Below are 15,023 nucleotides of genomic sequence, written 5' to 3'. Positions count from 1 at the left end.
TGGATTGGGGTGGTGTATTTGTTTGCCACAATATTCGTGAGCGGTGCTTCTTCTTAATTTTCGTTCATGAGTGTAGCTAACTCCCTTCCTACTGCCCTCCTGCTTCTTGCTTTTTCATTCTGCACATTTCCGGCTTATCAACGTTGGAAAATGGATCGCTTATATTTTTTGTCCCCGCTCTTGTGTGATCCGAGTCATGGATAAACCTTCTGAGTCAGTTTAGTTTCTTTGTTCTGAGTGAGTTTATCCATTTGAATTTATTGTATTTATTTCAGTGATATCTTGTCTAATAAATGACTTTCTGATTAATGAATGCCCCCGGATGATAAAGGAATAGCAGCATGGCGATTAATGGAACGCGCTTCACTTTTACAGCAGGCAGCACGGCAAAAGACACCTTCGCCGTCGTGAGTTTTCATCTTTCACAACGTTACTCTGAACTCTTTACGTTGAATCTTACGTTGGCCAGCAGCGACCCGGCTGTTGGGTTCGAAAAGGTCTTGGATGAAAACGCGACACTGACGATCTGGCAAGGGGAGGAGATTAAACGACGGGTCCGCGGCATCGTGACGTTTTGTGAACAAGGTGATACCGGCAAGCATCAGACACTTTACCGGATGACTATCCGGCCAAATTTCTGGCGCAGTTCCCTGAGAACGAACTGCCGCAGTTTTCAGAATCTGGATATTCTCAGTATTTTCAAACCATTACTCAGTGAAATGGAAGTGGTTAAATACGACACACTCTTTCGTGCCAGTCATGGCGTGCGTGAGTTTTGCGTCCAGTTTATGGAAACGGATTACGATTATATTTCCCGCTTATCTGCGGAAGAAGGCATCTTCTTTTATGAGCAGGAGTTTCTGGAGGCCAGCGACCAGAAGCTGACTTTTGCTGATAATTGCTCCGCATTAACCGGCATCGGCTCCCTGCCTTACAACCCTAATGCGGCCTCTGAAGCCGACACTTACTGTATCAACAACTTCCGTCGCAGCGCACGCATCCGGCCTTCCGAAGTTGTCACTCAGGATTACACCTTCACCGCTCCCAACTGGCAGGCACAGTACCAGGAGCAACCGTCAAAAATGAAATATCAGCATGACCTGTACAAGATTTTCGACTATCCGGGGCGTTTTAAAGACGAGCAACACGGCGCGGACTTCGCCAAATATCAGATTGAAGGCTGGCGTAATAACGCCGATGTCGTGGCTGGCAGGAGTAATACACCCGAACTCTCTCCGGGCGTCTGCTTTGCGTTAACAGACCATCCGCGTGAAGATCTGAACGTGAACTGGCAGGTTGTTTCAAGCGAGATGAGTGGCGACCAGCCACAGGCATGGATCGGCAACGAAGGTCAGGGAACGACGCTGGTTAACGAGTTTGAAGTGATCCCTTCGACCCAAACCTGGCGATCGATGCCGCACCCGAAACCGCGCGCAGATGGCCCCCAGACCGCGATTGTCACCGGGCCTCCGGGCGAAGAGATCTTTTGTGACGAACACGGTCGCGTGCGGGTGAAGTTTGCCTGGGACCGTTACAACAAAGCCGACAACTACAGCTCATGCTGGATCCGCGTATCGCAGGCATGGGCGGGCACCGGTTTTGGCAACATCGCGGTGCCACGTGTCGGACAGGAAGTGATCGTCGATTTTCTCAACGGCGACCCCGATCAGCCGATCATTACCGGACGCACCTATCACGCCACAAACCGCGCACCTGGCGGCCTGCCCGGCACCAAAACCCAGATGGCGATCCGTTCGCAAACCTACAAAGGCGACGGCTACAACGAGCTGATGTTCGAAGATGCGACTGGCAATCAATTGTTGTCGATGCAGGCGCAGAAGGATATGAAGACCAAAGTGCTGAACGATCAGGTGCTTACGGTAGACCGGCATCGGGTAAAAACCATCAAAGGTAATGAGATCAACACCATTAAAGGCTATCGCACAAAAATTGTTACGGGTAATGAAACGAACGCCATAGAAGGATTTCAAGGCTCGACGGTGAAAGTCGGGCAGTCAGCCGCTGTGCAAGGGGATGTCGCTCAGTTAACGGGAGGAACGCACACCAGTCTGGCCGTCAAGATCGTCACGATAGGATCCGGGGAACTTATCCGCCTTGAATGTGGCGAAAGCGCGCTCGAGTTACATGCCAGCGGAGCCATCAACCTCAAAGGCAAAAGCCTGAATGTCACCATTGAAGGCAACGGCGTCATTAATACCGTTGGCGGCGTGCTCGGTCTGAATCCTTCCTCTCCGGGCTCCCCGGCAAGTGCGCCGGGTGAAAGCTACAAAGAATCCATTCAAAACAGCATCGATGGAATTTTCAACAAGGAAAGTGAGTGATCATGAATCTCTACCGCACGGACGAATGCACCTTCCCGCTGCCTGAAGGCAACAACTGGCTGGACTACAGCCTCAATATTTTTCGTAATACTCAGGATAATTCTTCGCTGATTGTCAGCCGGGGCGTTATCCCCAAAGAACGGACTTTTGAAGAAGAAATGGATTATCAGTGGTCACTCCTGCTCGGTAGCGTGGAAGTTCTGCACTCAGAGCCGCGTCTCCCCCGCCTGCTGCCCATGTCAACCGGTCTGCACGCACTGGAAACAGATTGTCACTTCAGGCGTGGGGCTCATATCCATTACCAGCGCCAGCTGGCCATTTATCGTGGTGAGCGGCGGGACATGCTGATTTTTACCTGCACCGCATTACAACCTTTCACTGATGAGCAGAACCTTTACTGGCAAAAACTTTGCCAGTCATTGTGTCTGACTCAATCCTGACCGGGGAGCACATCATGGCTGATGAACATGCTGCCCGTCTGGGTGATGCCATTATTCATACCAGCGTAATGGCCGATATTGCTGCGGTTGCGATTCAGGGGATTGTGCTGGTCGCCGCCGGGACCATCGTAGCGGGTGTTGCCTATGTTGCTGCCCCTATTGTAGCTGTGGGTAGCTTAGCGGCTACCGCGCTCGCTGCTGCCGGAACGTGTGTGGGGTCCGGGCTGATTGCCGGTTTCGTTCTTGAGGCCATGGGGATGATGGATGAGGTCATCAACGAAAGTGAGGGGCTGGCGAACATGATGTTCCCGCCTTCACCCGCGGGCGTTATCACCACCGGTGCGCCTAATGTATTGACCAATGATATCGCGGCCGCGCGTGCAGCCGGACGTTTGCTCAGCACAACCGAACAGGCCGGATTACCGCCTGAACCTGAAGGCGAACGGGATTACGTCGCCATGCTGCTCAATGGCATTAAGGCCATCGGGCTGGAGCTGATGAACCCGACCGTTGCGCTGCCTCCGGGGCCGGTTGCACCATCAAATCAGGATATCGTCCTGTGTGAGAAACATCCTCCTGCCCCTCCGCAATATCTTGCGGAAGGCTCTTCTACCGTCTCCATTAACGATTTACCTGCCGTACGTGGGAAAGATCGCACAACCTGTGGCGGCACCGTTTCAACCGCCGTATCGCCCAACGTCACCATCGGCGGCGCAGCGGTCATAGTTCGCCCAATCTCCAGTGGAAAAGTGCCGGGGCTGGATTTGTTGGTGGCGGTGAGCATGTTGGCGATGGGCAGACCCTCAAAAATGTTCAGCAGACTGCCGTGCATGCTGCTGATGATGGGCGCAGGTATGTTGAGCAGTAAACTGGCGGCTTCTGTGCAATCGGCCTTTATGCCCGTGCATGCGGCGACAGGCGCAAAAGTGCTGGCGGGTGAGGAAGAACTGGATTTTGTTTTACCGGCACGTTTCCCTCTTCGCTGGCAACGTATTTACAGCAGCTGTAACACCGAAGGCGGAATGTTTGGCACTGGTTGGCGAACCTCTTTTGAGACGCGCATTACCCTTGAAGGCGAAATGACCTGTTTTCATGACGAAAGCGGGCGCGAATTACGCTTTGCCTCGCTGGCAGCCGGAGAACGTAAAATCTATCCCGACTCTGGTCTGCTGGTGGCCACCGGGGATGAGGGGCAGATTCTGGTTGCCGACCTTGACGGCAGCGTCTGGCGTATGTATCTGCCTGATCCTCAATCAGCCGGAAATCTGCGGCTGACGTCATTGTGCGATGAATACGGCAACGGTCTGTTGTTGCATTATGACGCACAGGGAAAACTTGCTGAGATCAATGACACAGAAAATAGCCTCAGCGTCAGCCTGCATTATCAGATTGCGTCACACCCGCAGCGTGTCACACAGATCACTGACACCAGCAGCGAAAAACCCCACACGCTGATGACTTATGATTACGGGCTGACCGGCCAGCTGGCAAAAGTGACGGATGCCGCTGACGTGGTGCTTCGCGAGTTTGATTACACCGCTAAAAAGCTGATGGCGTGGCATATTTTGCCATCAGGCTTGCGCAGTGTTTATGGCTGGCAGCTTTTTGAAGACGACTGGCGGGTCATTTCACACGCCACCAGTGCGGGAAGACGCAGCACGATAAGTTACGACATGACTCAGCGGATCACACGGGTTGAGGAATCCGACGGCATGGCCCGCGAGCACCACTGGAACGCCGAATATCTGGTGGAGCGTTTTATTGATGAAGCGGGCAACGCGTGGTGTTTCGCGTGGGATGAAAATCAGCAACTCACCCAAACCGTCGCGCCGGACGGTACAACGCAGCAATTTTTCTACGATACCTCCGGCAACCTCGTCAAAGAGATCGACCCGATGGGAGGCATATCGCACACGATTTGGCTTGAGCAGCAGTCAAATCCCCGTCAGTTCATCAACCCGCAGGATGGCGTTTACAGCCTGCAATATGACGCCTGCCACGGTGTCATTGCCGAAGAAGACGAGCTCGGGCATATCAGCCGCTACGAACGTGACGAATTTGGTCAGGTGACGGCTTACATCAATCCGCTCAATGGCATCAGCCGTTTTTTATGGAATGAACGCGGTCAGTTGACGCAGGCGCAGGATTGTTCCGGGCACACCACGCTTTATACCTACGATGAGCATTACCGGCAGGTCTCTGTGACAGATGCCACCGGGGAATCAAGGCATTACGAGTACGACGCTGCCGGACGGATATTGCGGGTGACGTCGGCAGAGGAACGGACTGAACACGCGCTTTGGGATGAAAAAGGCCAGCTTGTCGGGCTGAAAGCCGCTGACGGAACATTGCGCGAGTATGGCTATGACCGGGTCACCGGTCAGCTGCGTTTCAGTCGCGATGCACTGGGTGGAACGGTCTCCCGTACTTACGATCCGCGCGGGCGGCTGATCCGCCTGATGAATGAAAGCGGCGAAGCCTACGGTTTCAGCTGGGGCGAAAACGACAGGCTGACCGAAGAGCGCGGCCTCGACGGCGTGGTCACCCGATACGGATATGACCTCTGTGACCGGAGCAGCAACAGATCCTTTGCCGCAGGTACTGATCAGGCGCTGACTCACCATTTCACACGCAATCTGCTCGGGCAAATTGTTGCCCGGCAGACGCCGGATGGCATCACGCACTATCAGTATGATCTTCTCGGGCAACTGACCGACGCCCTTTTCGCCCCCAAAGACGGCGGAGAACCGGAACGCCTCTTGCTGGCCTACGATCCCGCAGGCCAGTTGTTGTCAGAACGGGGGCGCAATGGAGACGTTAACTACCGGTATGACGCGCTGGGTAACCGCAACGCGGTGACATTACCTGATGGCCGTTCGCTAAAAACGCTCTATTACGGCAGCGGACATGCCCTGCAGGTAATGCTGGATTCACAGCTGATCACTGAATTCAGCCGCGATGCATTGCACCGTGAAACAGGCCGGACTCAGGGCGTGCTGCAAACCGGGCTGCGTTATGACCGCCATGGGCGGGTCAGTGAACGCTGGACGGGCCGGACGCCTCATTCCGCTCTGGCGCAGTCGAAAGAGAGCTGGCATTACGACCTCAGGGATAACCTGACGCTGGTGCATCAGAGCACGACGCATTTTCGTGCCCGACGCTACACCTATGATGCCGCCGACCATCTGACCGGTCGCGAAGGCCCGAATCTATCACCGCAGTATTACCGATATGACCCGGCATCCAATCCACTGGATACGGCGATAAATGTCGGACTGTGGCCGCATAACCGCGTCATGCAGCACAACGAATGCGATTATCGGTACGATATTTACGGCAGAACGACCGAGAAAACCACCCACGGTGAACGCTGGAAGTACCGCTATAACAGTGACCATCAGCTGATTGAAGTACTGCATCAGCCCTTCAGCCACACGCGCCCGGAATGCGTGGTGAATTTCAGCTATGACCCGCTCGGCAGACGCATCAGCAAGCGGGTACGTTACCAGCGGATGGATCTCGTCAGCTTTGAGCCTGAGAAGTACCAGCCCGCAGACACCCGATTCCTATGGGAAGGCCCGCGTCTGCTGGCTGAGTTCAGCGGGAGCCGTACGCAGGTTTACGCCTACAGCGATCAGAACAGTTATGCCCCGCTCGCCAGAATCGACGGCACAGGCGTTGAAAGCAAAATTTATTATTTCCACAATCAGGTCAACGGCCAGCCGGAGGCCATGACCGACAGCGAAGGAAAGGAATGCTGGCGCGGCGAGCCAGACAGTTGGGGCAAAATCACAGGGGAAACACACCCCCGTGAAATCTCAACCGGTGGCCCTCAAAACCTGAGGATGCAGGGTCAATATCTCGACAGAGAAACGGGGTTACATTACAATTTATACCGTTATTACGATCCCGATAACGGACGATTTACCCAGCAAGATCCGATAGGGCTTGCGGGGGGGATTAATTTATATGGTTATGGGCCGAATCCGTTCTCATGGATTGATCCATTGGGGTTAAGTGGTTGTCTGGGAGCTAATAAAAAGACAACTTATGAAGGTACAAGTCGAAGAGATTCATTCAGGCAGGCTAAACGCGACGCGGGAATACCAATGAGCCAACAACCTCAATCAATTACAAGGCCTGATTTGTTGGATGGTGGTGGCAAGAAAATATTAAACAGTAAAGGGCAGCCAACAAAAACGAGGCAATACGAATTAACTAATGGTGACGGCAACGCTGTCTTTATACAGGAACATAGCCTGGGACATTCGAAGGCTACACCAGGGCATGGAGCAGAGCCGCATTTTAATGTTAGACCACGTCACAATTTGAATACAGGCAGTATACCCGGAATTCATGGTCATTATAATTTTTAGAGGGAGTTTAGAATGTGGTTTCAAAATGCTATAGGTAAAGAAAAAATTGAATTCATGTTTAATAATGAATTCAACATCCAGCCTATCGAAATTAATTTTTTTTCATTGGGAAGGTTTTCAGACTTAAATTTTCATTTTTGTTGTAAGAATTTGCCAAAAAAACATCCTGAAAAATGGGACAAAAAACGTTTTAATGCCTTGAACTTGGTAGTTACTTTTGGGGATGTAATTAAGTTAGATATTTCAGGTTCAAGGGTTGGTTTTTTTTGCTCACCAACAATCGTTTCTTTGAAAGACTATTCTGAAATAAAAATAAAATGTGATGACCTTAATTTGCACTGTAAGTCAAAGTTTTTAACTATCGAGGAAATAACTCCTTACTTAGATGAAAGATGGGATTAATAAGAAAATCAAGCCGAGAGAATATTAAAACCTCTCGGCTATTTTCATATTTTTTCAGTTGGTTGCGGTCCTAAACCTTCATCCCCCCCGGAGCGCCGCCTAGGTTATTTCAGGCGGCATTTCATAACTGCTTGTTGTTAAATGTAGTTCACACGCAGAACTCACAATTTCCTCTCTTGAAAACCTAATAAATAAGGCAATTCAGGAGGTGCAATAAATTGCCCCGAATGCGTGGTGAATTTCAGCTATGACCCGCTCGGCAGACGCATCAGCAAGCGGGTACGTTACCAGCGGAGGGATCTCGTCACCTTCGAGCCTGAGAAGTACCAGCCCGCAGACACCCAATTTTTATGGGAAGGCCCGCGCCTGCTGGCCGAATTCTGCGGGAGCCGTACGCAGGTTTACACCTACAGCGATCAGAACAGTTATGCCCCGCTCGCCAGAATCGACGGCACGGGCGTTGAAAGTAAAATTTATTATTTCCACAATCAGGTCAACGGCCAGCCGGAGGCCATGACCGACAGCGAAGGAAAGGAGTGCTGGCGCGGCCAGCCCGACAGTTGGGGCAAAATCACAGGGGAAACACACCCCCGAGAAATCTCAACCGGTGGCCCGCAAAACCTGAGGATGCAGGGTCAATATCTCGACAGAGAAACGGGGTTACATTACAATTTATACCGTTATTACGACCCCGATAACGGACGATTTACCCAGCAAGATCCGATAGGCTTGTTGGGAGGATTGAATTTATACCAGTATGCCCCGAATGCCTTGGGGTGGGTGGATCCGCTGGGTTTATTGAAATGTGGACTTACTGGTAATGAAGTTGGTAATGCTTCAAATTTGAAAGTTATAAAACCTGGAACCCGTGAATGGAAGCAAGCTGTTGAAGCAATTAGGGGCGGGAAGAATTCAAATTTTAGAACAGCGACCGAAAAAGATGCTATAGATTTGGTTAATCAAGGGCGTGGGCGCATACAAAGACAAGGTGAGATTGGGGATCCTTATAATGAGAATGGGGGGCCATACAAAAAAGGATACGAAATTCACCCAAACGAAGCACATACACAAAACGCACCAGAAAATAATACACCTCATGTAAAATGGAAGGATTGGGAAGCAGGAAAATCTAATGGAGGAAGAGGACATGTGTTTTTCTAGCGAGCATGATTTTTACGAAGCATGGCGGTTTGAAGACTGTGATGACTTAATGCAGGCTATGCATTCTGGTGATATTGTTTTTTTTAACGAAAAACAAAGTAATATTCTTTGGTCAATGTTTATTTCACCGAATGAGCGACATATGATGAAGGTTGGATTGAAGGAAGTTCTCAAAATCGATCATTATGATGTTGATTTTGAAGATGACAAATCAGCAAGTGAATTATTTTTTGATTTTGAGAAAGTGCTACCTGCTATATCCAATGTTTTTGTTTTTTTTAGTGCAAAATGTTTATGCATTGCACCTTATAGTTTATTGAAAAAGTATTGGAACTACTTTTTTTTGCCTTCGGATGAAACAACTGTAGTTGTAACGGAATCAAATAGTCATTTTATTTTTTCATACGAAGAACGTTTTTTTCTTGTGACAAGATAAGGATGAAAAACGGCAGGGGTGTTTTTAAGTCATAGCATTAATGAGCGAATAATACGTACTCAAGAGTCAGACAACATTACCCGTGAATATTACTGAAATGAATAAGATCTGAAGGAGTATTTTGAGTAAGTTATTTTGTTAGGTGTTAAAGGTGGAATGTTTACTACCAGAAGCAAAGTTGTGAATGTTGCAATGATGTTTCCTGAGTTTTTTCACTCGACCCTGTTCTTAGACTATAGGTAATAATTTCTCATCCTAGGCCATTACAACCTGCGGCCCGCAAAACCTGAGGATGCAGGGTCAATATCTCGACAGAGAAACGGGGTTACATTACAATTTATACCGTTATTACGATCCCGATAACGGACGATTTACCCAGCAAGATCCGATAGGGTTGCTGGGTGGATTGAATTTATATGCTTATGGGATGAATCCACTGAGCTGGATAGATCCGCTAGGTTTAAGCGCATCTTCAGACTTGCCTCCATTGAAAGGAAAATCTCAAACCCAGATTGGGAGTATTTTAACTGACAGCGGATTTAATTTGGATAAGCAAAGCAGTACGGGTAATCAAACATGGAACCATGCTGATGGTTCCCAAGTTCGCATTGACCCCTACGGTAACCAGAGTACGACTATGAAAAATGGACAACCTTTACCTAAATCAGGGGCTAACACCCATGTTCATAAAAATGAGGCGGGAATTATTACGCTCAATGACCGAGGGATTCCAAGCTATAATCCAAATGAAACACATATAGGAATAAGAAATCCTAGTGATTATCCGACAAAACGTGGTCGAGCGCATGGGTGTGGTGTGTAAATGAGTTTAGAATACATAGTTCATTTTTCAGAAAACAAAGAAGAGGTTTTTTTTGTTATTGCAAAAAAATAATGGATCAAGATTCAGCAGCTCAGTTAACCGAGGATTTTAATGCATTATGGATACCTAGTGAATATCCTGAATGGATTGATTTTTCCATAGCAAAATCTGATGAAGGCTTTTTCATAGTGAGCAACTTAAGTGGGGATGTTAAAAATACTGTGTTTAATTGTATCGAATTAGCATTTACTGAGTTAGATATAAACTATTCGATAGAAGAAGTTTAATAAGCATTCGGAAAAATTCATTGATTTTTCCGAATTAAACCCGATTCCTATGGGAAGGCCCGCGCCTGCTGGTCGAGTTGAGTGGCAACCATACTCAGGTTTACGCCTGCAGCGACCAGAATAGTTATACCCCGCTCGCCAGAATCGACGGCACAGGTGTTGAAAGCAAAATTTATTATCTCCACAATCAGGTCAACGGCCAGCGTGAGGAAATAACTCACCAGGAGGAAATAAATATGGGTGCGGCGAGCCTGATGTTTCTATAGCCGATGCTTCAGATCTTTATTATTAACCCTGCTCGGAATAAGCTTTATCTCTCACGTTAAATTAACCTTACAGGTCACTCCCTTGAACGATTTCTCGCAAGCCGATTATGACACCTGGCTGGAATGGAGTGTAAAGGCGGTAGAACAACTGGCGGCTGAGGCGGGTTGCATTTTCATTATTGACGTGATGTCGTTTTCAACCTGCGTAAGTGTCGCTACGGAGCGCCGTTTTGACGGGACGGGTTTCACGCTTTCGCCCTGCTCTTTGCTGGACATGCCCGGCGGTACCCGGCTGGTGCTGCCTTCGCCTAACGGTTCCACACTTGAACTTCAGCGACGCGAATTTACTGCCGATGTCGAACTCTGCTTGCAGCAAGACCTCTCTCACTCCGCCTGCAAACTCACGGACCAGGCTTTCTTTGCCGCACTTCCTGTCTAAAACCGCTCTTTTTGTTACTCCGCAGATCTATAACCTGCACAAAGGTGTGTGATAGGTTGACTACTTATCATCTATCTTTCGCTGCGCCTTGCAGCGCCTTTGTGGTGTCCGGGACAGAATAAATGAGCCAGAGTAAATCGGATGCGTCAGAACATCCGCAGGGTGATTCCGCGGTTAACTCCGGAATTTCCGTTATTGCTTTATTGGTTGCAGCCGCTTTCTTCATGGAGTTTATCGACGGCACGGTGATTGCCACCGCGCTGCCACAAATGGCCCTGTCGTTCGGTGTTTCGGCTGTGGATCTGAATGCAGGGATGAGCGCGTATATGCTGACGCTGGCGGTGCTGATCCCGGCCAGTGGCTGGGCGGCGGAGCGTTTCGGGGCGCGCAATGTGTTCACCTTTGCGCTGGGCGTTTTCACGCTGGCTTCCCTGTTTTGTGCGCTGGCGACCAACGTCAGTGAATTTATCATTCTGCGTATTATTCAGGGGATTGGCGGCGCGCTGATGGTGCCGGTCGGGCGCCTGACGGTGCTGAAAACCACGCCTAAACCGCAGCTGATTAAAGCCATCGCCACCCTCACCTGGCCTGCGCTGGTCGCGCCAATTCTCGGGCCGCCGCTCGGCGGATTCATCACTCACTACGCTTCCTGGCACTGGATTTTCTACATCAATGTTCCGCTGGGCATTATTGCGATGATGCTCGCGTGGCGGCTTTTCCCGCAGGAAAAACCTGACCAGCCGAAGCATTTCGATAAACCGGGCTTTCTGCTGACCGGCATGGCGATGCTTTCGCTGGTGACGGGACTGGAGCTGATCAGTCAGGACCACATTTTATGGATCACCGCCATTGCGTTGCTGGTGGTGGGCGTTGTGCTTTCGGTGCTGGCGTTACGGCACCTGCAACATGACCCCGCGCCGATGGTGCATCTGGGGTCGCTGGCGATCCCGACGTTTCGCATCAGTATGGGCGGTGGTTCCCTGTTTCGTGTGACCATCAGCGCGGTGCCTTTCCTGCTGCCGCTGATGTTGCAGGTGGGTTTCGGGATGAACCCTTTTCACGCCGGGCTGCTGGTGCTGGCGGTTTTTGTCGGTAATCTGGCGATGAAACCGGCGACCACGCCGCTGATCCGCCGTTTCGGATTCCGGCCAGTGCTGGTAGTGAACGGATTACTGAGCGTTTTCTCGCTGCTGTTTTGTGCGTTCCTGACGCCGGGAACCCCCGACTGGCTGGTGATGTTGTTGCTGTTTCTCGGTGGCCTCAGCCGTTCGATGCAGTTCACCGGCATCAGTACGCTGGCGTTTTCTGATGTTCCGGCCAGACAAATGGCCGATGCCAATACGCTGTTCAGCACGGTTCTACAGCTTTCCGTGGGGCTGGGCATTACCGTTGGGGCGCTCGGTACGCGGCTCGGTGAACAGCTGATCGCCGCGATGCACTGGGATTCAATTCCCGGCCTGAGTTTTAAAGTCGCGTTCGTGGTGATTGCGATCCTGACACTCATTGGCTGGCTGGATATACTGCGGCTGAAACCCGACGCCGGTGTCGCGGTGTCCGGCAAAAAGTAAATGATGACGCTATGATTACCCGGCTAGTTAACTTCTTTCGGAGAGACCGATGTTCACAGGATTAAGCGCTTTTCCTCTTACGCCGCTCACAGAAAACGGCATTGATGAGAAATCTTTTGTCAGGCTGATTGACCGGCTGGTTCGTGCTGGCGTGGATTCCATTGGTGCGCTGGGTTCGACAGGCAGTTACGCCTATCTGACCCGAGAAGAGCGCGCCCGCGTAGCGCGTCTGGCGGTTGAAAATGCGGGTGATGTGGGGGTGATGGTCAGCATCGGTTCTGTGCGGACGTCGGATGTGTTACGCCTGGCCGAAGATGCCCAGCAGGCGGGCGTGAAGTCGGTATTACTGGCACCAGTGTCGTACCAGAAACTCACCGAAGATGAAGTGTTTACGCTCTATGAAACGGTGTCCCGTAACCTGTCGGTGCCTTTGTGCGTTTACGATAATCCGGGCACCACGCATTTTGAATTTTCCGATGAACTGTATGTCCGCGTGGCGCAACTGCCGCACGTTGCCAGCATCAAAATCCCTAACCTTTCGCCGGATCCGGTCGCCACCCGCCAGCGTCTGGATGTGCTGCGCGCCTTACTGCCTGCACACATCGCACTGGGCGCCGCGGGTGATCTGGCGGCAGCAACCGTGCTGACGCAGGGCGGCGACGTCTGGTATTCCGTGATTGGCGGTTTGTTCCCGAAAATTCCGGTAGCTATTGCCCGCGCGGCGAAAAGTGGCAATGCGGAGAGCGCACAGGCGTTATCGGCGCAGCTTGAGCCGTTATGGGGGTTATTCAGAAAACACGGCAGCGTCCGTGTTGTAGCTGCCGCGGCAGAATTACTGGGTATGGTTTCTGCGCCCTGTCTGCCGTTACCGCTTCAGTCTCTGGGCGGTGATGCGCGTCAGCGCCTGGCGGGTGTTCTCGAACAATTGGATTTACATGCCTGATTTTGATGGCGGGCGTTTGTCCCGCCGTTATTCCCTTCTCTATTCCCACGCCATAAACAGCCACCCTTTTTGCTGCTTATTCCCCCGTTTGATTTCGCTTAAATCCCCTAAAGTGTCAGCATCATGAACCTTTTCTGCCTGTTATCTTCCGCAGCGCAAAACCAATAAAGGCTTTTCTGGCGTGGCAAAATCATTTTTACGCAGTGGCAGTCTCAACGACATCCTTGCGCTGGGCGAAAACGGGCAACCGGTTTACGCATCAGCCCTGCAATTACGGGAAACCTTACGTCTGCGTAAACAACCTGCAATTGCCGATTGTCTGGCTATTGGGCAACTCAATGAAGCCGGTGACCGGCTCGACTGGTATTCCCCGCGCGAAGGCAAAGTCGTGTCGTGGGCAGCGGCCACCGATGCGGCCCGCGCCTCCGCGCTGCGCCAGCTCGAAAACTGTCTGGATGCTGTAGCGCAAATCAGCAAAACGGCGAAAGCCTCTGAGAAATCCGCGAATCAGTTTTTCGGCTCGCTGCTGGAAAAGGCGTTTCGTTTCCCGGATCAGAACCACGTTTATCTGGTGGGCGGTCAGCCGGTACTGACGTTCTGGGGTTTTGTCAGTCTGGATAACACCCATAACGCCGACCCGTTCGCCGCTTTGCGTAATACGCTGAAAGCCGAAGAACCGCTGCCGACGCTGTCGCTTGCCGCAGAAAAACCGCGCGTGCAGGAACCGGTCATCGAACTGCCTCCGGCACCGCGCGTAATCAAAACGATTGAAGCCCGCGCCGCCGAACAGGAAAACGCAACGCCTGAACCGGTCGCCGCGCCGCGCCGTAAAAAATCACCGCTGATCTGGGCATTGCCGGTCGCGGCGCTGGTCTTCGCCGGTTCTGCTGCCGCCTGGTTATATTCGCGTGCGCCTGAACCGAAAGCAGAAATCGCCAAAACCGAGGCGCCAAAACCGGCGGCTGAACCGGTCACGATTGCGCCACCACCGGTCGCAACGGAAGTGAAAGCGCCGGAATCTGAGGTTGCGAAACCGGCCCCGGCCGCACTGCCGGTGGCTCCGGCGGCGGTCATTGTTCCTGCGCCGGAACCGGTGGCAGAAGCCGAGAAAAACCCGGTCATCGCCGAAGCTGCGCCTGCACCGGTTCCGGTCAGCAAAAATTCGCTGGTACTGCCAGCGGACGCGGTAAAAATCGGTTCAACTAAATTCCTGAACGGTAACTGGACGGCTATCGTCGATATTAAAGATCCGGTAACCGGCAAACCGCCGGTGCTGCGTTATCAGATTAAACAAGGCCAGGGTACGGTGAAAATCACCTATGGCGCGGGCGTGACCTGTCACGCTGAAACGGGCGCTGGCCTGATGCAGTCTGGCAAGCTGGTGATCAACAGCCGCTACAGAGCGAAATGCAGCGACGGTTCCCGTTATCAGATGCCGGAAATCAGCTGTACTCAGGGCGCGACGGGCGCAGCGGTGTGTCAGGGGCGTTACAACGGTGACACGGTTTACCCAATTACCATGAAGCGCGAAGGTAAATAA

10 protein-coding genes and 2 pseudogenes are annotated in these 15,023 nt (G+C 51.5%); all 12 read left to right on the top strand.

What is annotated here, in order from left to right; genetic code table 11:
* Nucleotides 1–341 precede the first annotated feature (341 nt).
* The 12 genes and pseudogenes from tssI (at nt 342) to ACLBVC_RS04560 (ending at nt 15,023) form a co-directional block, all read left to right on the top strand.
* A complete protein-coding gene (gene tssI / locus ACLBVC_RS04615) occupies nt 342–2,342 on the top strand; it encodes a type VI secretion system tip protein TssI/VgrG (RefSeq protein WP_410148434.1) in 2,001 nt (666 codons plus the stop codon).
* A 2-nt stretch (nt 2,343–2,344) separates the two neighbouring features.
* Nucleotides 2,345–2,782: a DcrB-related protein gene (locus ACLBVC_RS04610; RefSeq protein WP_410148818.1), complete on the top strand. Its 438-nt coding sequence runs from the start codon at nt 2,345–2,347 to the stop codon at nt 2,780–2,782.
* Nucleotides 2,783–2,796: 14 nt separating this feature from the next.
* Entirely contained in the window at nt 2,797–7,158 is a 4,362-nt protein-coding gene (locus tag ACLBVC_RS04605) for an RHS repeat-associated core domain-containing protein (RefSeq protein ID WP_410148432.1), read from the top strand.
* 12 nt (nt 7,159–7,170) lie between these two features.
* Nucleotides 7,171–7,560 carry an Imm50 family immunity protein gene (locus ACLBVC_RS04600; RefSeq protein WP_410148430.1) on the top strand — a complete coding sequence of 130 codons (390 nt, stop codon included), beginning with the start codon at nt 7,171–7,173 and terminating at the stop codon, nt 7,558–7,560.
* Nucleotides 7,561–7,776: 216 nt separating this feature from the next.
* Nucleotides 7,777–8,721 (top strand): annotated as a pseudogene (locus tag ACLBVC_RS04595) (RHS repeat-associated core domain-containing protein); the annotation flags it as partial.
* Complete coding sequence (locus tag ACLBVC_RS04590) at nt 8,693–9,157, top strand: hypothetical protein (protein ID WP_410148428.1); 465 nt, start codon at nt 8,693–8,695, stop codon at nt 9,155–9,157. The pseudogene ACLBVC_RS04595 and the gene ACLBVC_RS04590, both read left to right, overlap by 29 nt.
* Before the next feature lie 280 nt (nt 9,158–9,437).
* Nucleotides 9,438–9,980: pseudogene (locus tag ACLBVC_RS04585) on the top strand (RHS repeat-associated core domain-containing protein); the annotation flags it as partial.
* Nucleotides 9,981–10,051: 71 nt separating this feature from the next.
* Nucleotides 10,052–10,267 carry a hypothetical protein gene (locus tag ACLBVC_RS04580; protein ID WP_410148426.1) on the top strand — a complete coding sequence of 72 codons (216 nt, stop codon included), beginning with the start codon at nt 10,052–10,054 and terminating at the stop codon, nt 10,265–10,267.
* 348 nt (nt 10,268–10,615) lie between these two features.
* On the top strand, nt 10,616–10,972 hold the full coding sequence (locus ACLBVC_RS04575; RefSeq protein WP_410148424.1) for a hypothetical protein: 357 nt from the start codon (nt 10,616–10,618) through the stop codon (nt 10,970–10,972).
* Nucleotides 10,973–11,094: 122 nt separating this feature from the next.
* Nucleotides 11,095–12,540 carry a DHA2 family efflux MFS transporter permease subunit gene (locus tag ACLBVC_RS04570; RefSeq protein WP_410148422.1) on the top strand — a complete coding sequence of 482 codons (1,446 nt, stop codon included), beginning with the start codon at nt 11,095–11,097 and terminating at the stop codon, nt 12,538–12,540.
* A gap of 49 nt (nt 12,541–12,589) precedes the next feature.
* Nucleotides 12,590–13,483 carry a dihydrodipicolinate synthase family protein gene (locus ACLBVC_RS04565; protein ID WP_410148421.1) on the top strand — a complete coding sequence of 298 codons (894 nt, stop codon included), beginning with the start codon at nt 12,590–12,592 and terminating at the stop codon, nt 13,481–13,483.
* A 181-nt stretch (nt 13,484–13,664) separates the two neighbouring features.
* On the top strand, nt 13,665–15,023 hold the full coding sequence (locus ACLBVC_RS04560; RefSeq protein WP_410148420.1) for an SrfA family protein: 1,359 nt from the start codon (nt 13,665–13,667) through the stop codon (nt 15,021–15,023).

This window comes from Rahnella selenatireducens (assembly GCF_046449555.1).
In the GTDB taxonomy this organism is placed as follows: Bacteria; Pseudomonadota; Gammaproteobacteria; order Enterobacterales; family Enterobacteriaceae; genus Rahnella; species Rahnella selenatireducens.
The sequence above is the reverse complement of the archived record's forward strand: the minus strand, read 5'-3'. Positions and strand labels throughout refer to the sequence as shown.

What these genes read in the sequence shown, in the direction of transcription:
- ACLBVC_RS04600 (WP_410148430.1), top strand. Translation starts at nt 7,171, where the DNA reads ATGTGGTTTCAAAATGCTATAGGTAAAGAAAAAATTGAATTCATGTTT.
- ACLBVC_RS04580 (WP_410148426.1), top strand. Translation starts at nt 10,052, where the DNA reads ATGGATCAAGATTCAGCAGCTCAGTTAACCGAGGATTTTAATGCATTA.
- tssI (WP_410148434.1), top strand. Translation starts at nt 342, where the DNA reads ATGGCGATTAATGGAACGCGCTTCACTTTTACAGCAGGCAGCACGGCA.
- ACLBVC_RS04605 (WP_410148432.1), top strand. Translation starts at nt 2,797, where the DNA reads ATGGCTGATGAACATGCTGCCCGTCTGGGTGATGCCATTATTCATACC.
- ACLBVC_RS04570 (WP_410148422.1), top strand. Translation starts at nt 11,095, where the DNA reads ATGAGCCAGAGTAAATCGGATGCGTCAGAACATCCGCAGGGTGATTCC.
- ACLBVC_RS04610 (WP_410148818.1), top strand. Translation starts at nt 2,345, where the DNA reads ATGAATCTCTACCGCACGGACGAATGCACCTTCCCGCTGCCTGAAGGC.
- ACLBVC_RS04590 (WP_410148428.1), top strand. Translation starts at nt 8,693, where the DNA reads ATGGAGGAAGAGGACATGTGTTTTTCTAGCGAGCATGATTTTTACGAA.
- ACLBVC_RS04565 (WP_410148421.1), top strand. Translation starts at nt 12,590, where the DNA reads ATGTTCACAGGATTAAGCGCTTTTCCTCTTACGCCGCTCACAGAAAAC.